At 71.4% G+C, this 18,717-nt stretch carries 22 protein-coding genes; 10 read left to right on the top strand and 12 right to left on the bottom strand.

Features of this window, described 5'->3' with window-relative positions:
- Positions 1 to 23: 23 nt before the first annotated feature.
- Together C8E96_RS19865 and C8E96_RS19860 are read right to left on the bottom strand one after the other, a co-directional pair.
- Positions 24 to 1,226, bottom strand: coding sequence for an aminotransferase class V-fold PLP-dependent enzyme (locus C8E96_RS19865; protein ID WP_091374529.1), 1,203 nt, complete (start codon positions 1,224 to 1,226; stop codon positions 24 to 26).
- Positions 1,193 to 2,641, bottom strand: coding sequence for an ABC transporter substrate-binding protein (locus tag C8E96_RS19860; protein WP_091374527.1), 1,449 nt, complete (start codon positions 2,639 to 2,641; stop codon positions 1,193 to 1,195). The genes C8E96_RS19865 and C8E96_RS19860 overlap by 34 nt, the downstream gene beginning before the upstream one ends.
- 41 nt (positions 2,642 to 2,682) lie before the next feature.
- Here C8E96_RS19860 and C8E96_RS19855 point away from each other — a divergent pair, with 41 nt between their 5' ends.
- Together C8E96_RS19855 and C8E96_RS19850 are read left to right on the top strand one after the other, a co-directional pair.
- Positions 2,683 to 3,456, top strand: coding sequence for a carbon-nitrogen hydrolase family protein (locus tag C8E96_RS19855; protein WP_091374524.1), 774 nt, complete (start codon positions 2,683 to 2,685; stop codon positions 3,454 to 3,456).
- 16 nt (positions 3,457 to 3,472) lie between these two features.
- Complete coding sequence (locus C8E96_RS19850; RefSeq protein ID WP_091374522.1) at positions 3,473 to 4,120, top strand: LysE family translocator; 648 nt, start codon at positions 3,473 to 3,475, stop codon at positions 4,118 to 4,120.
- 1 nt (position 4,121) lies between these two features.
- On the opposite strand, the gene lysA is transcribed toward C8E96_RS19850, so the two are convergent.
- Both lysA and C8E96_RS19840 read right to left on the bottom strand, forming a co-directional pair.
- Positions 4,122 to 5,453, bottom strand: a complete 1,332-nt coding sequence (lysA, locus tag C8E96_RS19845; RefSeq protein ID WP_091374519.1) for a diaminopimelate decarboxylase — start codon at positions 5,451 to 5,453, stop codon at positions 4,122 to 4,124.
- A 139-nt stretch (positions 5,454 to 5,592) separates the two neighbouring features.
- Positions 5,593 to 6,891, bottom strand: coding sequence for a cytochrome P450 (locus C8E96_RS19840; protein WP_091374516.1), 1,299 nt, complete (start codon positions 6,889 to 6,891; stop codon positions 5,593 to 5,595).
- A gap of 77 nt (positions 6,892 to 6,968) precedes the next feature.
- Here C8E96_RS19840 and C8E96_RS19835 point away from each other — a divergent pair, with 77 nt between their 5' ends.
- Genes C8E96_RS19835 through C8E96_RS19820 form a run of 4 tightly spaced genes read left to right on the top strand, consistent with a single transcriptional unit; the run spans position 6,969 to position 9,004 of the window.
- The gene (locus C8E96_RS19835) at positions 6,969 to 7,550 is read left to right on the top strand and encodes a TetR/AcrR family transcriptional regulator (protein WP_091374513.1); all 582 of its coding nucleotides are present in this window, start codon (positions 6,969 to 6,971) and stop codon (positions 7,548 to 7,550) included.
- Positions 7,551 to 7,552: 2 nt separating this feature from the next.
- Positions 7,553 to 8,029, top strand: coding sequence for a protein-tyrosine phosphatase family protein (locus tag C8E96_RS19830; RefSeq protein ID WP_091374510.1), 477 nt, complete (start codon positions 7,553 to 7,555; stop codon positions 8,027 to 8,029).
- Between the two features lie 39 nt (positions 8,030 to 8,068).
- On the top strand, positions 8,069 to 8,548 hold the full coding sequence (locus C8E96_RS19825; RefSeq protein WP_091374507.1) for a protein-tyrosine phosphatase family protein: 480 nt from the start codon (positions 8,069 to 8,071) through the stop codon (positions 8,546 to 8,548).
- Between the two features lie 39 nt (positions 8,549 to 8,587).
- Positions 8,588 to 9,004: a hypothetical protein gene (locus C8E96_RS19820; RefSeq protein WP_091375554.1), complete on the top strand. Its 417-nt coding sequence runs from the start codon at positions 8,588 to 8,590 to the stop codon at positions 9,002 to 9,004.
- On the opposite strand, the gene nadC is transcribed toward C8E96_RS19820, so the two are convergent.
- Genes nadC through nadA form a run of 3 tightly spaced genes read right to left on the bottom strand, consistent with a single transcriptional unit; the run spans position 9,001 to position 12,469 of the window.
- Positions 9,001 to 9,840, bottom strand: coding sequence for a carboxylating nicotinate-nucleotide diphosphorylase (nadC, locus tag C8E96_RS19815; protein ID WP_091374505.1), 840 nt, complete (start codon positions 9,838 to 9,840; stop codon positions 9,001 to 9,003). The genes C8E96_RS19820 and nadC overlap by 4 nt on opposite strands.
- Entirely contained in the window at positions 9,837 to 11,465 is a 1,629-nt protein-coding gene (locus C8E96_RS19810) for an L-aspartate oxidase (RefSeq protein ID WP_091374502.1), read from the bottom strand. The genes nadC and C8E96_RS19810 overlap by 4 nt, the downstream gene beginning before the upstream one ends.
- Positions 11,462 to 12,469, bottom strand: a complete 1,008-nt coding sequence (nadA, locus tag C8E96_RS19805; RefSeq protein WP_091374498.1) for a quinolinate synthase NadA — start codon at positions 12,467 to 12,469, stop codon at positions 11,462 to 11,464. The genes C8E96_RS19810 and nadA overlap by 4 nt, the downstream gene beginning before the upstream one ends.
- 58 nt (positions 12,470 to 12,527) lie before the next feature.
- On the opposite strand from nadA, the gene C8E96_RS19800 reads away from it, so the two are divergent.
- Both C8E96_RS19800 and C8E96_RS19795 read left to right on the top strand, forming a co-directional pair.
- A complete protein-coding gene (locus tag C8E96_RS19800; protein ID WP_091374495.1) occupies positions 12,528 to 13,247 on the top strand; it encodes an NUDIX hydrolase in 720 nt (239 codons plus the stop codon).
- A 51-nt stretch (positions 13,248 to 13,298) separates the two neighbouring features.
- A complete protein-coding gene (locus tag C8E96_RS19795; RefSeq protein WP_091375550.1) occupies positions 13,299 to 13,979 on the top strand; it encodes an LON peptidase substrate-binding domain-containing protein in 681 nt (226 codons plus the stop codon).
- Here C8E96_RS19795 and C8E96_RS19790 read toward each other — a convergent pair.
- The 4 genes from C8E96_RS19790 to bioD form a co-directional block, all read right to left on the bottom strand.
- On the bottom strand, positions 13,976 to 14,596 hold the full coding sequence (locus tag C8E96_RS19790) for a DUF2567 domain-containing protein (RefSeq protein WP_228769872.1): 621 nt from the start codon (positions 14,594 to 14,596) through the stop codon (positions 13,976 to 13,978). The two genes, C8E96_RS19795 and C8E96_RS19790, sit on opposite strands and share 4 nt — an antisense overlap.
- Positions 14,597 to 14,637: 41 nt before the next feature.
- Positions 14,638 to 14,844 (bottom strand): biotin synthase auxiliary protein BsaP, encoded by a 207-nt coding sequence (gene bsaP / locus C8E96_RS19785; protein ID WP_091374488.1) that lies wholly within the window; start codon positions 14,842 to 14,844, stop codon positions 14,638 to 14,640.
- Complete coding sequence (gene bioB / locus C8E96_RS19780) at positions 14,841 to 15,878, bottom strand: biotin synthase BioB (RefSeq protein WP_091374486.1); 1,038 nt, start codon at positions 15,876 to 15,878, stop codon at positions 14,841 to 14,843. The genes bsaP and bioB overlap by 4 nt, the downstream gene beginning before the upstream one ends.
- 70 nt (positions 15,879 to 15,948) lie before the next feature.
- Entirely contained in the window at positions 15,949 to 16,683 is a 735-nt protein-coding gene (gene bioD, locus C8E96_RS19775) for a dethiobiotin synthase (protein WP_091374482.1), read from the bottom strand.
- Between the two features lie 70 nt (positions 16,684 to 16,753).
- Here bioD and C8E96_RS19770 point away from each other — a divergent pair, with 70 nt between their 5' ends.
- A complete protein-coding gene (locus C8E96_RS19770) occupies positions 16,754 to 17,005 on the top strand; it encodes a glutaredoxin family protein (RefSeq protein ID WP_091374478.1) in 252 nt (83 codons plus the stop codon).
- Between the two features lie 56 nt (positions 17,006 to 17,061).
- Positions 17,062 to 17,457 carry a hypothetical protein gene (locus tag C8E96_RS19765; RefSeq protein ID WP_133794591.1) on the top strand — a complete coding sequence of 132 codons (396 nt, stop codon included), beginning with the start codon at positions 17,062 to 17,064 and terminating at the stop codon, positions 17,455 to 17,457.
- Here the strand turns inward: C8E96_RS19765 and C8E96_RS19760 are convergent.
- A complete protein-coding gene (locus C8E96_RS19760) occupies positions 17,446 to 18,714 on the bottom strand; it encodes an adenosylmethionine--8-amino-7-oxononanoate transaminase (protein WP_091374473.1) in 1,269 nt (422 codons plus the stop codon). The genes C8E96_RS19765 and C8E96_RS19760 overlap by 12 nt on opposite strands.
- Positions 18,715 to 18,717 lie beyond the last annotated feature (3 nt).

The following is an 18,717-nucleotide window of genomic DNA, read 5'->3' as shown; positions in this document are numbered from 1 at the left end:
TCCCGGCGTGACCGTCGCGTCCGTCACCGCAGGGTGGCGACCGCCTCGACAGCTGTATCGATCTGGTCCGGGGAGATGAAGTAGTGCGGCGAGGCCCGGACGACCTCGCTGAGACCGCGCCGGGTCATGTCGTAGCGCGTGGACGGCAGCCCACTGACCGTGACGGTGATGTCTTGGCCGCGCAGCTTGTCGCGAACCTCGGCCGCGGCCACCCCGTCGACCGTGAAGGTGACCAAGCCACACTGGTGTTTGCCCTGGTCACGGAGCTGGACACCGGGGATTTCGGCCAGTCCGGCGCGCAGCCTGCCCGCCCGGTCGGCGACCGCGGCGGCGATGGCGTCGATGCCCAGGTCGAGGGCGTAGCGAGCGGCGGAGATAAACCCCAGGCGCTCCGCGACGCCGCATTCCCACAGCTCGAACACCCTGGCGTCGTCGCGCAGCTCGAACTCGTCGGTGCCCGTCCACTCGCCGCTGTGCAGGTCGACCAGCCGGGGGCGCAGCCGCTCGCGGGCGGCCCGGCTCACGGCCAGCACCCCGGTGCCGCGCGGGCCGCGCAGCCACTTGCGGCCCGCGCCGCTGATGAAGTCGACGCCCATGTCGCGCAGCGACAGTGGGAGTTGGCCGATCGACTGGCAGGCGTCGAGGGCCACCAGGGCACCCACCTCGTGCGCCGCCGCCGCGACCGTCTCGACCGGGTTGACCAGCCCGTTGTTGGTCGGCACATGCACCAGCGAGACGAACTTGACCCGCTCGTCGAGCATCCCCCGCAGCGCGGCGACGTCGACCTCGCCGTCCGCCGTGGACGGGATCGGCTCGACGGTGGCCCCGGCGAGTTGGGCCCGGCGCAGCAGCGGGATCGCGTTGCCGCCGTATTCGGCCTCGGTGGCGAGCAGGCGGTCACCCGGCCCGAGCGGCAGCGCGTCGAAGGCGGCGAGATAGGAGCGGGTGGCGCTGTCGGTGAAGGCGATCTCGTCGGGGTCGCAGCCCAGCAGGTCGGCGAAGACGCCGTAGCCCGCTTCGAGGTCGTCGAGCCGCTCGGCGGCCGCGCGGTAGCCGCCGACTTCCTCCTCACGGCGCAGGTGCGCGACGACCTCGTCGACGATCGGCCGCGGGTTCAGGGACGCTCCGGCGCTGTCGAGGAACACGCCGTTCGCCGCGCCGGGCGTCAGCGCGCGCACCGCGTCCAGATCGATCATCGAGGTGCCCACGTCTGCAAGTTCCACCATGCCCCCCACGTGTGGTCTGTCCCCGGACCGTCGACGACGGGCCGGTATCCGGTCCAGTTCTGGCGAATCACGTAGCTGTGGCCGGTCTCCGCGAGCACCACCGCGGACGGCGCGGCGAGGTAGGCGCGAGTGAGCGCCCGGTACGCGACGGCGCGCTGGGCCGGGTCGGTGACGGCGCGCGCCTCCGTGTCGCCCAGCCACGACAGCGCCCGGCTGGGGTCAAATGGGTCGCCCACCGAGCGCAGTTCGGCGGTGGCGCCGGTGAGGGCGTCGCGCGCGACCGGCTCGGCGGTGACCTTCACGCCGACCGTGGCGGCGGCGCGGGCGAAACCGGCGATGAGGTCACGCGCGGCGAGATCACCGACGGGGTAGCCGACCGGAATGACCGCGGGCACACCGGCTTTGGCGCGCTGCCCGTCGGCGGCCGCCGACCACCCGGCGGCTTCGAGGAGTGCCTTCGCGCGGGACACGTCAAGGTCGAAACGCGCGCCCGGTTCGGCGAACTCGGCGAGCGCGGCGGGCAGCGGGACCGAGGTCGCCACGCCCTTGCCCGCCAGTGCCTCCTTGACGAGTTCGCGCCGGTCGACAACGAGGTTCAGCGCCCGCCGCATCGCGGGGTCGCCGGTGACGGGGCCGTCGGGCAGGGAGACCATCCGCACGTCCCCGGCGGCGTGGTCGACGACGGTGAGCCCGGAGGTGGTGGCGAATCCCGAAGCCAGGGTCGCGGGCAGCGCGGCGCCATCGAGTTTGCCGTCGCGCAGGAGTTGGGCGCGGGTCTCGTCGTCGGGGACGAACTCGACGGTGACCTCACTCAGCTTCGGCGCGCCGAGGTAGTAGGCGGAGTGGGCTTTGAGGACGAGCTTGCGGCCGGGCTCCCAGGCGGTGACCTGGTACGGGCCGGTGCCGTTGGTCCCCTCCGCGACCGGTTTGACGCCCAGCACCAGCAGACCGGTGAACGCCGGGTAGGGCTGGGACAGCTCGAAGCGGACGGTCGCCGCGTCGAGCGCGCGGACGTCGGAGAGCATCCAGAACTTCGAGCGCAGCGGTCCGTCGAGGACGCGGCGATAGGTGGCCACCACGTCGTCGGCGTCGAACGCGCTGCCGTCGTGGAACTTCACGTCGCCGCGCAGGGTGACCGTCCAGGAGCGCCCGTCGGCGGCGGGCACGGGCAGCCCCGCGGCCAGCGCGGGCCGCAGCGTGCCCCCCGGCTGGTACTCGACGAGCCCGTCGTAAATCTTCGCCGCGCCGAGCGGGGCGTAGCCCGCGGCCGGGTCGAGTGACGCGGGCGCGACCGCCGCGGCGATCACCATGGACCGACCGTCGGGGTCACCGGAGGCAGGCGGGGTAGGTTCGGCCGTGCAGGCGGCCAGGGAAATCATCAGGACGACAGCGGCTACCGCGCGCAGAACCGGCACGACACCAACAGTAGTGGTCGAACGAATCCGAAGGAGCGACTGTGCGAGTTGCCCTCTGCCAGATCTCCGCCACCGCCGATCCGGAGGCGAACCTCGCGCTGGTCCGCGACGGCGTGTGCCAGGCCGACGGCGCGTCGGTGGTGCTGTTCCCGGAGGCGACGATGTCGCGCTTCGGTGTCCCCCTGGGGCCGGTGGCGCAGCCGCTCGACGGGCCGTGGGCGACCGCTGTCCGGGAGATCGCCGACGAGCACGGCGTGGTCATCGTCGCCGGGATGTTCACCCCCGACCCGGACGGGCGGGTGCGCAACACGCTGCTGGTCACCGGCCGCGGGCAGCACCTCGGCTACGACAAGATCCACCTGTTCGACGCCTTCGGTTTCGCCGAGTCGCGCACGGTCGCGCCGGGCGATGCCCCGGTGACGATCGAGGTCGACGGGATCACCCTCGGCGTGGCCACCTGTTACGACGTCCGCTTCCCCGAGCTGTTCCGGGCGCTGGCCGACCGCGGCGCCAAGGCGATCCTGCTGGGCGCGTCGTGGGGCGCGGGCGAGGGCAAGCTCGAGCAGTGGGAGTTGCTCGTGCGCGCGCGGGCGCTCGACTGCACGTCCTGGGTGCTCGCCTGCGGGCAGGCCGACCCGGGCCCGGTCACCGGCACGGCGCCGCTGGGGATCGGGCACAGCCTGGTCGCCGATCCGCGCGGGCGGGTCGTGGCGGCGCTGGAGGGCAAGCCGGACGTGCTGGTTGTCGACATCGACACCGATGTTGTGGACACCACGCGGGCGGCGATCCCAGTATTGGAGAACCGTCGGCTCTGAATGGGACAATGGACGCATGGGGGTTGAACTCAGCGCGTTCGTCGGTGTCGCACTCGTTTCCCTGGGCATGGTGTTGACGCCCGGGCCGAACATGATCTATCTGGTCTCGCGGTCGGTGACCCAGGGTCGCCGCGCGGGGCTGGTCTCGCTGGCCGGGGCGGGGACAGGGCTGTTCGTGTACCTGATCGCCGCCACCGCCGGGGTGGTCACGCTCTTCACTTACGTTCCGCAGCTCTATCTGGCGCTCAAACTTGCCGGGGCGGCGTATCTGCTCTGGCTGGCGTGGCAGACGGTCCGGCCTGGTGGCACGTCGCCGTTCGCGCCGCAGGGGCTCTCGATCGACCGGCCGCGCAAGCTCTTCGGCATGGGGTTGCTGACCGCCCTGCTCAACCCGAAGATCGCCATCCTGTATGTGTCGCTGCTGCCGCAGTTCATCGATCCGTCGCTCGGCTCGGTGGCCATGCAGAGCCTGCTGCTCGGCCTGACTCAGATCGCGGTGGCGCTGACGTTCAACGGCACGTTCGTCCTGGCCGCGGGCGCGGTCGGCACGTTCTTCGCCCGGCGGCCGGACTGGCTGCGCGTGCAGCGGTACGTGACCGGCGCGCTGCTGGCGTTCTTCGCCATCACCGTCGCCACCGACCGCGGCAAGCCCCTGCCCGCCTGAGTCAGCCCTGGTCGCGGGCGAGCAGGTCGTCCTCGGTCTCGCGGCGGACCAGCAGCCTGGCCACCCCGTCGCGGACGGCGACCAGCGGCGGTCTGCCCACGGCGTTGTAGTTGGACGACAGGCTGTAGTGGTAGGCGCCGGTGGCCGCCACGGCCAGGAGGTCGCCCGCGGCGATGTCGGCCGGGAGGTCGACCTCGGCCAGGACGTCGCCCGCCTCGCAATGCCTGCCGACGACGGTCACGGGGACCAGCGGGGCCGAGGATGGCCTGCCCACCATCCGCACCGTGTACCGGGCGCCGTACAGGGCGGGCCGGGGGTTGTCGCTCATGCCGCCGTCCACGGCGACGAACGTCGTGGCGCCGCGCTTGACGACCGCGACCCGGTAGAGGGTCACGCCCGCGGGCCCGACGATCGACCGGCCGGGCTCGATGGTGAGCGCGGGCACGGGGAACCGCCGCCTGCCGGACTCGTAGTTCACCGCGCAGCGCAGGCGGTTGGCGAATCCGGTCAGGTCGAACTCGGTTTCCCCTGGGAGATAAGGGATCCCGTGACCGCCGCCGACGTCGAGTTGGCGCAGCACCACGCCGTGCAGGTCTCGGATGAGCGCCAGCAGTCCGACCATCCGGCGGGCCGCTTCCTCGAAGGCGGCGACCCGGGTGATCTGCGAGCCGATGTGGCAGTGCAGGCCGACCAGCCGGAGTCCCGGTTCGGCCAGTACCCGCGCGACAGCGCGTTCGGCGGCGCCGTCGGCCAGGGAGAACCCGAACTTCTGGCCGTCGACGCCGGTGGTGATGGCGTGGTGGGTGCTTCCGTCGACGCCCGGCGTCACGCGGATCAGGACCGGCTGGGCGGTGGTGGTCAGCGCGCCGAGCTGGTGGATCTCGTCGAGCGAGTCGATCACGACGCGACCCACGCCGTAGCCGAGGGCGGCCTTGAGGTCTTCGGCGGTCTTCACGTTGCCGTGCAACAGGATCCGCTCCGCCGGAAAGCCGATCGAGCGGGCCACCGCCAGCTCGCCCGCCGAGCAGACGTCGAGCGAAAGGCCTTCCTCGGCGATGATCCGCAGCACGCCGCGGCACATCAGCGACTTGCCCGCGTAGGCGATCTCCACGTCCGGCAGCGCGGCGCGGTAGGCCCGGCAGCGGGCCCGGATGTCGTCCTCGTCGAGCACGTAGGCGGGGGTGGCGAAGCGGGCGGCGAGCTGGGTCGTCTCGACGCGGGCGATCTCCAGTTCGTTGTCGGTACGCAGGTGGGCGCCGCGGGGCCAGATGCCGGGTTCGAGCCGCCGGTTCAGCGAGCCCCGCAGCGTGGGTATGTGGTCGACGAGTGTCACCGTGTCCTCCGCGTAACTCGGGTGTCATCCATGGACAACACAACGCCGAGAAGCGACCCGGTTGTGGTTTCGGCTACGCGATCTTTACGGGCTCAGAGCGCTCGTTGACGCGATGCTGACCCGGCTGTGACCGGCGCCATCAGCGGCGGCGGGCCACGATCCGGGCGCCCTTCGCGGGGACCAGGGTGATGTTGCGGGTGATCGTGGCCTCCGGCGGACCCACCGGCTCGATGTCGTACCGGACAAGCACCGCGCGCAGGACGGCGGCGGCCTCCTGCAAGGAGAACCCGGCGCCGAGGCAGCGGCGGACGCCGCCGCCGAACGGGATCCAGGTGCCCGCTTCTGGCTGGGCGCCGATGAAGCGCTCCGGGCGGAACTCCTCGGGCTCGGCGAAGTTGTCGGGGTCGTGCTGCACGAGACCGATGCTGGGTGTGACGATCGTGCCCTTCGGCAGCAGGTGTCCCCGCACGGCGGTCGGCTCGGTCAGCCTGCGGGCGACGCTGTAGATGACCGGGCGCAGCCGCATGGCCTCCTTGGTGACGGCCTGGAGGTAGTCGTCGTCGCCGTTGTCGGCCGCTTCCTGTGCGGCGCGCAGGGTTTCCGGGTTGCGCGCGAGTTCGTGCAGGGACCAGGCGAGCGCGGTCGCGGTGGTCTCGTGGCCTGCGAGGAGCAGGGTCATCATGTGGTCGCGCAACTCGGCGGCGGGCGCGTCGGGGTCGGCGGCGAGCAGGCGGGACAGGACGTCATCGCGGTCGGCCAGGTCCTGGGTGCGGCGCTCGGCGATCTCCTCGTGGAGCAGGGCGTCGGCGTCGGCGAGGTTCCGGGCGTTGCGCGTCCACGGCCAGAACCGGCTCAGCGCGGGGTAGGTCCAGCCGAGGATCGCGATGGGGCCGATGTCGACGACTTTGTTGATCAGCGGCCGCAGCCGGGCCAGCCGGTCGCCCTCGGCCATGCCGAACACGACCCGCAGGATGATCTCCAGGGTCAGCGCGTTCATCACCGGGTGCACGGCGAACGGCTTGCCGACCGGCCAGCGGTCGGCGGACTTCTCGGCCAGTTCGGTCATCATCCCGGCGTAGCCGCGCAGGGCGGCGCCGTTGAACGCGGGCATCAGGCGCTTGCGGGAGCGCAGGTGGGCGTCCTCGTCGAGGATCAGCACGGACTGGCTGCCCATCACCGGTTCGAGGATCGCGTTGCCCTCGCCCGCGTGGAACACCGACGACGGTCCGGCGAAGATCTCACGGATGTCTTCGGGCCTGCTCACCACGACGACGGTCCGGTCGGCCGCGAGTCGGACGGTGAAGGTGTCCCCGTGCTTGCGGCGCCAGATCGGAGCGAAGCGGTGGCGGGAACGCAGGAACAGGATCGTCTGGATGGGCCGGGGCAGGCGGGATCCGGGCGGGAGCGACTCACGCATGGCGACCTCGGCAGAACTCATGGCGCACCCTCCGGCATTGTGACCCGCTGCACGATTCATACACCCGTATAGATCCGCCGGTCAACTAGGCTTGGCCGGTGGGACATCGAGAACAACTCCTCGCGGCAGCCGGAAGACTGTTGCAGGACAAGGGATACGCGCACATCACCACGCGCGACCTGGTCGCCGAGTCGGGCACCAACCTGGCTTCGATCGGCTACCACTTCGGCTCGAAGGCCGGGCTGCTCAACGAGGCCCTCGGCGCGATGTTCGAGGAGTGGAGCGAACGCCTCACCCAGGTGGCACTGGCCGACCCGGACGCCTCGCCCATCGCCCGAGCCCACCTGACGTGGGCCACGGTCCTGACCCACCTCACCGACCACCGGGCGCTGCTACTCAGCTTCGTCGAGGCTTTGGCCCAGGCTGAGCGCGACCCGGCACTGCGCGAACAACTGGCCGCTTTGCAGCACCGAACCCGGGTCAGGATCGCCGAAATCGTCGCCACCTCCTACGGGGATGACGTCACCTCGGCCGACCCCCGCTGCCTGGCGGTGGCCAGCTTCGTCCTCGCGGTGTGCGATGGGTTCGCCTTGCAGTGGATGCTCGCGCCGAGCCGCACCCCGAAGGCGGAAGACCTGCTGGCGGGACTGGCGGAGATGATCGAACGCTCGAAGGACTGAGGATGCCGACCCTCTACCGGATCGCCGTGGACGGTCCGGGTCACCTCTCCACGATGGCCAAGCCCAGCGGCCGCCTGGCCGACGAGCTCAACTCCCTGGTCGACGCGGGAATCGAGATCCTCGTTTGCGCGATGCCTGAGGACGAGCGCGAGTTGGCCGGACTGGACCGGGAAGCCGAATTGGCGGTCGGGGCTGGGCTTACCTTCGTGGCCATCCCCATCACGGACTTCTCGGTGCCCGACCATGCCGAGGTCCGCCCAGCGCTGGTCGGTCTCGCGGACCGGCTGAGTGCCGGGGCGAACATCGCTGTGCATTGTTGGGGCGGAATCGGCCGCTCCTCACTGCTCGCCGCCGCGATCCTGGTCCTGACGGGAGTGACCGCCGAGAACGCCTGGGCCCGCGTCGAGTCGGCGCGTGGCAGGCCCGTCCCGGAGACGGCCGAACAACGGAACTGGATCACCCTGCTCGACCCGCGGTGATTGACCCGAAGCCCTTCTTGATCAAGGAGCGAGAATCCTTTGCGCTCGACCCTGTATCGCATCGACACGCCCGGGCCCGGCTTGCTCGCCACCATGGCCAAGCCCCGAGGCGACGACTGGCTCGACGACGAGATGGCCGCGCTCGCCGAGGCGGGTGTTGATGTCCTCGTGTGCGCGATGCCCGCTGCCGAACGCGCCGAGGTCGGGCTGCGCGGCGAGCCCGCGGCCGCCCGGGGAGCGGGGCTGACCTTCATGGCGATCCCGATTCCGGATCTGACGGTCCCGGATCACCACTCGATCCGACCGGCGCTTGATGAACTCGCCGGGAAGTTCCGGGCCGGAGCCAGCATCGTCACGCACTGCCGATTCGGCATCGGGCGCGCGTCGCTGCTCGCGGCGTCTGTGCTGGTCTTGGCCGGCGTCGAGCCCGAAGACGCCTGGCGGCGCATCGAAGCCGCCCGTGGGAGGCCGGTGCCGGACACGCCGGAACAGCGGGAATGGGTCGCGACACTCATGTAGTACACTGTACGGTACAGCGTACGAGAGAGTGAGGTGCTGATGTATCAGCCGACTGATGAAGCACTGGAAAGCGTCCGCCAGTGGTTCGTCGACTACGACGCCCTGGCCGAGCGCGGAGCCGTCGAGGAGATGGCGGATCTCGCGGTCTTCCCGCTGAACCTCGCCACCGATGTCCCAGGCGGACACGCGGCCGTGGCGCAGTGGTCGCGCGAGGAGTACGTCCGGACCATGACTGAGGTGGTCGGCGACGGCGCGGCTATGGAGTCCGTGCGGACGCCGCACTTCCTGAGCGAGAACCTCGTCGTCGTCATCACCGAGGCCGCTGTCACGGTCGAGGGTGAGCGGCAGGAGCTGACCTACGCCGATGTGCTCGTGCGGACCACGCAGGGCTGGGCGTTCCAGACCATGGTCCAGGGCGGCTGGGGCCACGGATGGGCCCCAGCCAGCCGAGGTTAGCCCCGAAGATCCATGCCCAGGTCCAGCACCGGCGACGAGTGGGTCAACGCCCCGACCGCGAGGTAGTCGACCCCGGTCTGGGCGTACTCCCGCGCGACCGCCAAGGTCAGGCCGCCGGAGGCCTCCAGGCGCGTGCCCGTCCCCTGCGCCCGCTGGACGGCCTTCGCGCAGTCGCTGGCGGTGAAGTTGTCCAGCAGCACCAGTTCCACGCCCTCGGACAGCGCTTCGTCCAACTGCGCCAGGCCGTCGACCTCGACCTCCAGGAACAGGTCCGGTGCATGCGCGCGGGCGGCCGCGATGGCCTTGCTGACCGAGCCCGCGGCCACGACGTGGTTGTCCTTGATGAGGATCGCGTCGCCGAGGCCGAGGCGGTGGTTGACGCCGCCGCCGCAGCGGACCGCGTACTTCTCCAGCAGCCGCAGACCCGGCAGCGTCTTGCGCGAGTCCCGCACGGCGGCCTTGGTGCCCGCGATCTCCCGAACCCACTCGGCGGTCGCGGTGGCGATGCCGGACAGGTGGCAGACCAGGTTCAACGCGGTCCGCTCGGCGGTCAACAGCGCGCGGGTGTTGCCCCGCAGGACCAACGCGGGCTGACCGGCGACGGCCGGGCCGCCGTCCTCCGCCACCGACTCCACGACCAGGTCCGGCACGACCTGCTCGAACACGGCCAGCGCGGCCGGGACGCCGGCCAGCACGCCGGGTTGACGCGGAGTGATCTCCGCGGTGGCCACGGCGTCGGCGGGCACGGTGGCCTCGGTGGTCGCGTCCGGGCCGTACCGGAGGTCTTCCTCCAGCGCGGTCCGGATGACCCGGGCCAGGTCGTCGCGGTCGATCACGCGGCACCTCGCAGAGCGGTCGGGGCGGCCAGGACCGGCTGGCCGGACGGGTTGAGCCGGACGACGAGGCTGCGCCGCCAGTTCGCGTCGTCGCGGACCGGGAAGTCGGTGCGCACGTGGCAGCCCCGCGACTCCGTGCGGGCCGCGGCGGAGGCGATGAGCGATCGCGCGACCAGGGTCAGCGCCGCGTCCTCCACCGCCTCTCGGGTGTCGAGCGGGCGGACCACGGCGGACACGTCGAGCACCGAACCGACGACGGCCAGCCCCTCGGCCTCGCGGCCGATGGCGGCGTAGCGGCTCATCACCCGCTGCAGCGAGTCGCGGTCGGCCACGGGCGCGACCGGGATGTCGGAGACGACGGCGAGCCGGGGATCGCCCAGCCGCCCGCCCGCGAGGTCCGCGGCGATGGTCTCCGCGGCCCGCGCGCCGACGACCAGGCCCTCCAACAAGCTGTTGGACGCCAACCGGTTCGCGCCGTGCAGGCCGGTGCTGGCCACCTCGCCCGCCGCGTACAGGCCGGGCACCGCCGTGCGACCGTCGACCGTGGCGATCACGCCGCCGCACGAGAAGTGCGCGGCGGGCGCGACCGGGATCGGGCTGACGGCTGGGTCGATGCCCGCCGCCAGGCAGGCCGCGTAGACCGTGGGGAAGCGGGTCGCGAAGTCCACGTCGGCGAGCCGGGTGGCGTCGAGGAAGACGTGGTCGTCGACCCCGCCGCGCCCCTCGGCCATCCGCCGGGTGATCGCGGCGGCGACGACGTCGCGCGGGGCCAGGTCGGCCAGCGGGTGCACGCCCTGCATCACCGACGCGCCGGTGGCGTCGATCAAGACCGCACCCTCACCACGCACCGCCTCGGTGACCAGCGGGCAGCGCCCACGAGCGCCCTGGCCGGTGTAGAGCACGGTCGGGTGGAACTGGACGAACTCGATGTCGGCGACCGGCGCCCCGGCCCGCAGCGCGAGCGCGATGCCGTCACCGGTGGCGACCTCGGGGTTCGACGTCGCCTGGTAGAGCTGCCCGAGACCGCCGGAGGCCAGCAGGACCGCGGCGGCCGTGATGACACCCGGCACGCCGGAGTCGTCAAGGACGGTCAGCCCGGTCACGGCGCCCGCGGGCGTGCGCAGCGCCTGCACGGCGACGTGGTGCTCCAGGATGGGCAGCCTGCCGTCGCGGGTCGCGGCGAGCAGGGCCCGCTCGATCTCCGCGCCGGTCGCGTCGCCGCCCGCGTGGACCACGCGGAACGCGCTGTGGCCGCCTTCGCGGGTGCGGGCGAGGTTGCCGTCCGCGCCCGGGTCGAAGACCGCGCCCAGCTCACGCAGCCGGGTGACGGCGGCGGGCCCGTCGGCGATGATCGCCCGGACCGCGTCGTCGTCGCACAGGCCGGCGCCCGCGACCAGGGTGTCGGCGACATGCTTGTCGACCGAGTCGCCCGCCTCGTGCTCACCGGGCAGGACGACGGCGACGCCGCCCTGCGCCCAGCGCGTGTTGCCCTCGTCGGCCGCGCCCTTGGTCACGACCAGCACCCGCAGGCCGAGCGAGTGCGCCCGGAGCGCGGCGGTGAGGCCCGCGACACCGGTCCCGACGACGACCAGGTCGGCCGACGCCTCCCAGCGCGGGCTGGTCACTCGCCACCACCGGGTTGGCCGATCTCGATCATCCGCTGCACCGCGCCCTTGGCCCGCAGCGCGATCTCGAGGTCGACGTGGACCTCGTCGCGGTTCTCCCGCAGCGAGCGCAGCAGCGCCGCCGGGGTGATCATCTTCATGTAGCGGCAGGACGCGCGGTCGTTGACCGCGTTGAACTCGATGTCCGGGGCGGCCTTGCGCAGCTGGTGCAGCATGCCGATCTCGGTGGCGACCAGGACCGACTTAGCCTTGGTCGAGCGCGCCTGGGTGACCATGTCGCCGGTCGAGAGGATCTTGACCTTCTCGCTCGGCACGATGCCCTCACCGGCGAGGTAGAGCGCCGAGGTGGCGCAGCCGCACTCCGGGTGGATGAACAGGTCGGCCTCGGGGTTCGCCGCCGCGCGCTCGGCCAGCTCGGGGCCGTTGATGCCCGCGTGGACGTGGCACTCCCCCGCCCAGATGTGCAGGTTCTCCCGGCCGGTCTCGCGCTTGACGTGCGCGCCGAGGAACTGGTCGGGCAGGAACAGGACCTCGCGGTCCTCCGGGATCGAGCGCACGACGTCGACGGCGTTCGAGGAGGTGCAGCAGATGTCGGTCTCGGCCTTCACCTCGGCCGTGGTGTTCACGTACGACACGACGACAGCGCCCGGGTGCTCGGCCTTCCAGGCCCGCAGCTCGTCGGCGTTGATCGAGTCGGCCAGCGAGCAGCCCGCGCGCTCGTCCGGGATGAGCACGGTCTTCTGGGGCGCCAGGATCTTGGCCGTCTCGGCCATGAAGTGCACGCCGCAGAAGATGATCGTGGACGCGGTGCTCTGCGCGGCGATCCGGCTCAGGGCCAGGGAGTCGCCGGTGTGGTCGGCGATGTCCTGGATCTCCGGGAGCTGGTAGTTGTGCGCCAGCAGCACGGCGTCGCGCTGCTTGGCCAGCCTGCGCACTTCGTCCCGCCACGCGCTGTTCGGCTCCACCCCGCCATAAGGGGTCAGGTCGATCAGTTCCGCGGTCATCGGGCCTCCTCGTTGGTCAGATTTCCGATCCAGAGGTTTTCGCCTTAGAATCGAAAACATGACAGATGCTACCACCGGCACGGCGGCTCTCGCGCACGAAGTCCTGGCCGCGGTGCTCCGGGTGAGAGCGGGATCACTGCAGGTGGTGCTGTGGGAGCGCGCGATGGAGCCGCACGCGCACAGGTGGTCACTGCCCGGTGGCAGGCTGCGCGCGGACGAGGACGTCGAGGCCTCGATTCGACGGCAACTGGCCGAGAAAGTCGATGTGCGAAAGGTCTCCCACGTCGAACAGCTGGCGGTTTTCAGCGCCCCCGACCGGGTTCCGGGGCCGCGGGTCGTAGCCACCGCGTTCCTCTGTCTCGTGCCGTCGCACCTCGACCCCGAGCTGCCGCCCGACACCGCGTGGCATTCGCTCGACGCCTTGCCCCCCACCGCTTTCGACCACGAGACGATCGCCTCACGCGCGCAGAGCAGGCTGCGGTCGAAGCTGTCGTACACGAACATCGGCTTCGCCCTGGCGCCGCCCGCGTTCACGATCTCGGAGCTGCGCGAGCTGTACTCCGCCGCGCTGGGCTACCGCGTGTCGGCGACCAATCTGCAGCGGGTCCTGGCCCGCCGCGGGCTCCTTGTCCCGACCGGTGAGACAGCCAAGCCGGGCCGCGCGGGTGGCAGGCCCGCGGCACAGTTCCGCTTCGCCGACACCCGAATGGCGGTGACGGACCCGTTCGCGGTGCTCCGACCACCAGCCGGTGACGGAGCGCTAGGCCGGACGAACTAACCGTGACCCATCGGACAGCGGAGCGGCGCGCTTCGTCGTAGCGTGGTCCGCGTGGCTGATTCGCTTCCCCTGTTTCCCCTGCAGGCCGTTCTCCTGCCGGGTGCGAACATGCCGCTGCACATTTTCGAGCCGCGCTACCGGCAGCTGACGGTCGACCTGGTCACCGGCACCGTGCCGGACCGGCGGTTCGGGGTGATCGCGATGCGGCCATCCTCGCACCACGAGATCACCGACGTCGCGCAGCTGCAGGAGATCGGGTGCTCGGCGGCGCTGCGGCAGGCCAAGCGGCTGCCCGACGGCAGGTTCGACATCGTCTCCACCGGCGACCGGCGGTTCCGGCTGCTGGAGCTGGACGCGACGAGCGCGCCGTACCTGATCGGGCAGGTGGAGTGGATCCCGGATATCCCCGCTCCGACGGCTCCGGCCGAGTCGGTGAAGCTGCTCGCCGAGGCGGCCCGGTCCGCCCACCGGCGCTACTGCGACGCCGCGTGGCAGAGCGAGGACTGGGACGAGCCCGCCGACGACACCGACACCTGCGAACTGGCGCACGCCCTCGCCGCGGACTGCCTGCTGACCCTGGAAGACCGGCAGAAGCTGCTGGAGGAAACCAGGCCGCTGCACCGGCTGCGCATGGTGGTCCGGCTTCTCAACCGAGAGACCGGCTTGCTCACGGCCCTACGCGCGGTCCCCGCTCCCCCAACAGAATTCAGCGCACCGACGAGCCTCAACTAGCCGAGCCGGCGGCCCAGGTCGTCGTGGCCGTTCCAGGCGGCGGCCAGGCCGTAGGCCATCGCCGTGCCCAGCGGCCACGCGATGACGGTCCACAGGGACTCCAGGCGCGGGGCCACCGCGACGACGTCGCCGATCTTCGGCGCGCCGGTCACCACGTAGCGGGCCTCGGCCCACGAGACGCCGACCTGCGCGGCCAGCCAGGCGGCCACGGCGGAGCCGATGACGGCGGCCAGCATGACCACGGGACCGCGCCGCTCGCGCAGCATCCACACGCCCGCGCCGGTCACGATGCCCGCGCCGAGCCCAAGGAGTACGAACAACACCAGGTCGTGGAATCGGTGCAGGCTCTCGCCACGCACGTTGAACAGCTTGCCCGCCTCGCCGACGATGACGAGCTGCGCCGGGGCCAGGCGCGACCACAGCCAGCCCACCGCCATGCCGAACAGCGACACGAACGACAGGATGCTGATCGCCGGGAGCAGGTCGGCCTTGACCACCACCCGGGGCGCGGGGCGGTGCCACATGGGGAACTCTGGGCCGGGCACCGAAGGTTCGGTGCGCACGGTAGAGCCGTCGGAGTCGACGTGCTGCCCTGTTTCGACGGGCTGTTCCGTCACTCCCGAACCTCCGCTCACGACGTCTGACGCTGCGCGCGAGCCTAGTCGGTCAGGGCAAGCGTGCCCGCGCTGGTCGACTCGCCGTGTCGGCTGCAGCGCGCCGACCACCCCGCGGGGGTGATCTGGACGATCATCCGGCGGGCGCACTCGCCGCAGAAACGCGGCGGTTCCAGGGCGGCGCGCCCGCCGCGGCACGGGGTGTGGTCCCCGTCCGCGGGCGGTCGGCCGCAGTGCACGCAGAACGTCATAGCGAGTCGCTCAGCGCCTTGATCGGCATCTTCAGGTCGGCCAGCATGTCGATGTCCTGCTGGGCCGGGCGGCCGAGGTTCGTCAGGTAGTTGCCGACGATGATCGCGTTGACGCCGCCGAGCATGCCCTTCTCCGCGCCCAGGTCGCCCAGGGTGAGCTCACGGCCGCCGGCGAAGCGCAGCATCGTGCGGGGCAGCGCGAGCCGGAACGCGGCGACGACGCGCAGGGCGTCCTTGCCCTCGATCGGCTCGTACTTCTCGTACGGGGTGCCGGGCTGCGGGATGAGGAAGTTCATCGGGACCTCGTGCGGGTCCAGGTCCGCGAGCTGCACGGCGAACTCCGCGCGCTGCTCGTCGGTCTCGCCCATGCCGATGATGCCGCCGGAGCAGACCTCCATGCCCGCCTCGCGCACCATGCGCAGGGTGTCCCAGCGCTCCTCCCAGGAGTGCGTGGTCACCACCTGCGGGAAGTGCGACTTCGCGGTCTCGAGGTTGTGGTTGTAGCGGTGCACGCCCATCGCGACGAGCTCGTCGACCTGCTCCTGTGTGAGCATGCCCAGCGAGCAGGCGATCTGGATGTCGTTGCCGGACTCGCGGATGGCCTTGATGCCGTCGCGGACCTGGGCGAGGAGGCGGGCGTCGGGGCCGCGCACCGCGGCGACGATGCAGAACTCCGTCGCGCCGGAGTCCGCGGTCTCCCGGGCGGCCTTGACCAGGCCGGGGATGTCGAGCCACGCCGAGCGAACCGGGGTCGGGAACCGGCCCGACTGCGAGCAGAAGTGGCAGTCCTCGGGGCAGCCGCCGGTCTTGACGCTGACGATGCCCTCGACCTCGACCTCGGGACCGCACCACTTCATCCGCACGTCGTGCGCGAGCGCGAGCAGGTCGTCGAGCCGGTCGTCACCGAGCCGGAGGACCTGCAGCACCTGGTCCTCGGACAGACCGACGCCGCGGTCGAGAACCTGTTCACGCGCGACAGTCAGGATGTCGCCCGTGATCGGGCTGTCCTTGGTGTGCTCGGCGGTAGCCGTCACGTTGTTCCTCCTAGTGAGTCCGGTCCGCAGCAGTCTGCCTCATGACGGACGCACTCGTCAGCGATGTTCCTCACGCCTCGGGCGGGGTGTCGGCGGCGAGCTCTTTGGCGAACTCGTCCGCGTCGAAGTCCCCGCCCAGCCGGGGCGCGAGGGACGCGCGGGCCACCATGGCGAAGTCGGCGGCGTCGAGCGCTCCGGCGCCCGCGGGCATGACCCCGATGAGCGGGGCGCCCGAGGCGACGGGCAGGTCTTCGAGGTTGAGCAGACAGGCCAGGTCGGGTTCGGCGGGCCAGGAGCCGACGACGACGCCGTCGCAGATGATGCCGCGGCCGCGCAGTGCCTCGGCGGTCAGCGCGGTGTGGTTGAGGGTGCCGAGCCCGGCCTCGGCGACGATCACCACGGGGGCGCCCAGCGACCAGGCGACGTCGGCCAGGGTGCCGCCCGCGTCGTCGAAGCGGACCAGCAGGCCGCCCGCGCCCTCGATCAGCACGAGGTCGTGCGTGTCGGCCAACTCCCCCGCGACCTGCGCGATCTCCGAGGGGCGCACCGCGGGCATCCCGACCCGACGCGCGGCCGTGTCGGGGGCGAGTGGGTCGGGGAAGCGGCGCAGCTCCCGGGTGGTCAGCCTGCCCGCGAGCCTGCGCACGTCGTCAAGATCGCCCGGCTCGGCGGCGGAGACACCCGTCTGCGCGGGCTTGAGAACAGCGACACGACGCCCCGACCGCAGTGCGAGCGCGGCGATCCCGGCCGTGACGACGGTCTTGCCGACGCCCGTGCCGGTCCCGGTGATCACGAGGACACTCACGGGGTGACAGGTTAGACCTGGCAATTGGTAGTGCCGAAGTCACCCGTCAACCTCGGTTAATGTCGGACGGGTGAATCATCAAGTCCTCATCTACAGCGCGGACTGGTGCGGCGACTGCCGCCGAGCGAAGTCCTGGATGCGTGCCAACGGTGTGCCCTTCACCGAGATCGACGTCGAACACGACGACGCCGAACGTGACCGCGCCGTGGAGCTGGCGGGCGGGCGCAAGAACATCCCGGTCGTGGTGCTTCCGGGCGGGGATGTCCTGGTGGAACCCACGAACGCGGAGCTGGCGAACGCACTGGGACTTTCGGTCGCCTAGCCATGGGCGCATCGGGCTGGAGCTACCGCACGCCTCTCAAGGGCCGGGTGCGGACCGTGGTCAGGAAGCTGAAGGAGAAGGTCTTCGCCGAAGGCGACTACTACTGGCCCTATGACGGCCACTTCGGCGGCGAGCCGCTTCCCCGCCCGACGCGCCGCCGGAAGCTCTGGACCTACGAGGCCATCCAGGAGTCGGGCACCCATTCGATCCTGGACCTCACCCACCTGATCGACGCGGGCGAGCCCGACAGCTTCGGCAGCCTTCGGCCGCTGACGGCGCAGGAGGCGACGGCGGCGTTCGGCACCGACAAGCCGACGGCCGCGGACTTCGAGCGTCTCGAAAAGGCAGGCGAGCTTCCCCAGCTCGCGCCGCGCTGGAGCGGCGTCTACGTCACGCTGTTCGCCGACGGCAAGGCGGCCGAGATCGGGATCTGGGGTCACTCAGGCGACTAGCGCCGCCGCCAGGATGCCCTCGGTGATGGTCGCGACGTCGTCGGTCGTGCTGACGAACGGCGGCATCGTGTAGATCAGGTCCCGGAACGGTCGCAGCCAGACACCCGCGTCGGTGGCGGCCTTGGTCGCGGCAGCCATGTCGACCGGGTGGTCGAGCTGCACGACACCGATAGCGCCCAGGACCCGAACGTCGCGGACGTGGGGCAGGTCTCGGGCTGGGGCCAGGCCCGCGGTCAGCTCGGACTCGATCCGCTTGACGGCGCTGCGCCAGTCCTGGCTCAGGAGCAGGTCGATGGACGCCAGCGAGACCGCCGAGGCCAGCGGGTTGCCCATGAAGGTGGGGCCATGGGCGAGGATCGGCACCTCACCTTGGGAGATGCCGTCGGCGACCCGGGACGTGCAGAGGGTGGCGGCCATGCTCAGGTAGCCACCGCTCATGGCCTTGCCGACGCACATCACGTCCGGGCTGATGCCCGCGTGGTCGGCGGCGAAGAGTTCGCCCGTGCGGCCGAAGCCGGTGGCGATCTCGTCGAAGACGAGCAGAACGTCGTGCGTGAGGCACAGCTCCCGCAGGACATGCAGGTAGCGGGCGTCGTGGAAGCGCATCCCGCCCGCGCCCTGGACCACCGGCTCGACGATGACGGCGGCGAGGTCGTCGGCGTGCTCCTCGATGACCGCGGCCAGGTGGGCGACATAGTCGTGCTCGAACTCGGCGGGCGGCGCCTCGGCGAAGAGCTGGACGGGCAGGACACCGCGCCAGAGGCTGTGCATGCCGCCGTCGGGGTCGCAGACGCTCATCGGGTTGAACGTGTCGCCGTGGTACCCGCCACGCCAGGTGAGCAGCTTGGTCTTGCGGGTCTGCCCCAGGGACCGCCAGTACTGCAGACACATCTTGATGGCCACCTCGACGCCGACCGAGCCGGAGTCGCAGAGGAAGACGTGTTGCAGCGGAGCCGGGGTGATCTCGACGAGCTTCGCGGCGAGCCGGACGGCGGGTTCGTGGGTGAGGCCGCCGAACATGACGTGGCTCATCTTCCCGGCCTGCTCGGCCAGGGCGGCGTCGAGGACGGGGTGGCCGTACCCATGGATGGCCGCCCACCACGACGACATCCCGTCGACGAGTTCGCGCCCATCGGCCAACCGAAGCCGCACACCCCGCGCCGACTCGACGACCAGGGGGTCGTGGGTGCCGGGCATGGGCCCGTAGGGATGCCACACGTGCGCGCGGTCGAGGGCGATGAGGTCGTCAGGGCTCACCGT

This window comes from Actinokineospora alba (assembly GCF_004362515.1).
GTDB lineage: Bacteria > Actinomycetota > Actinomycetes > Mycobacteriales > Pseudonocardiaceae > Actinokineospora > Actinokineospora alba.
This window is presented reverse-complemented; position numbering and strand designations above follow the sequence as displayed.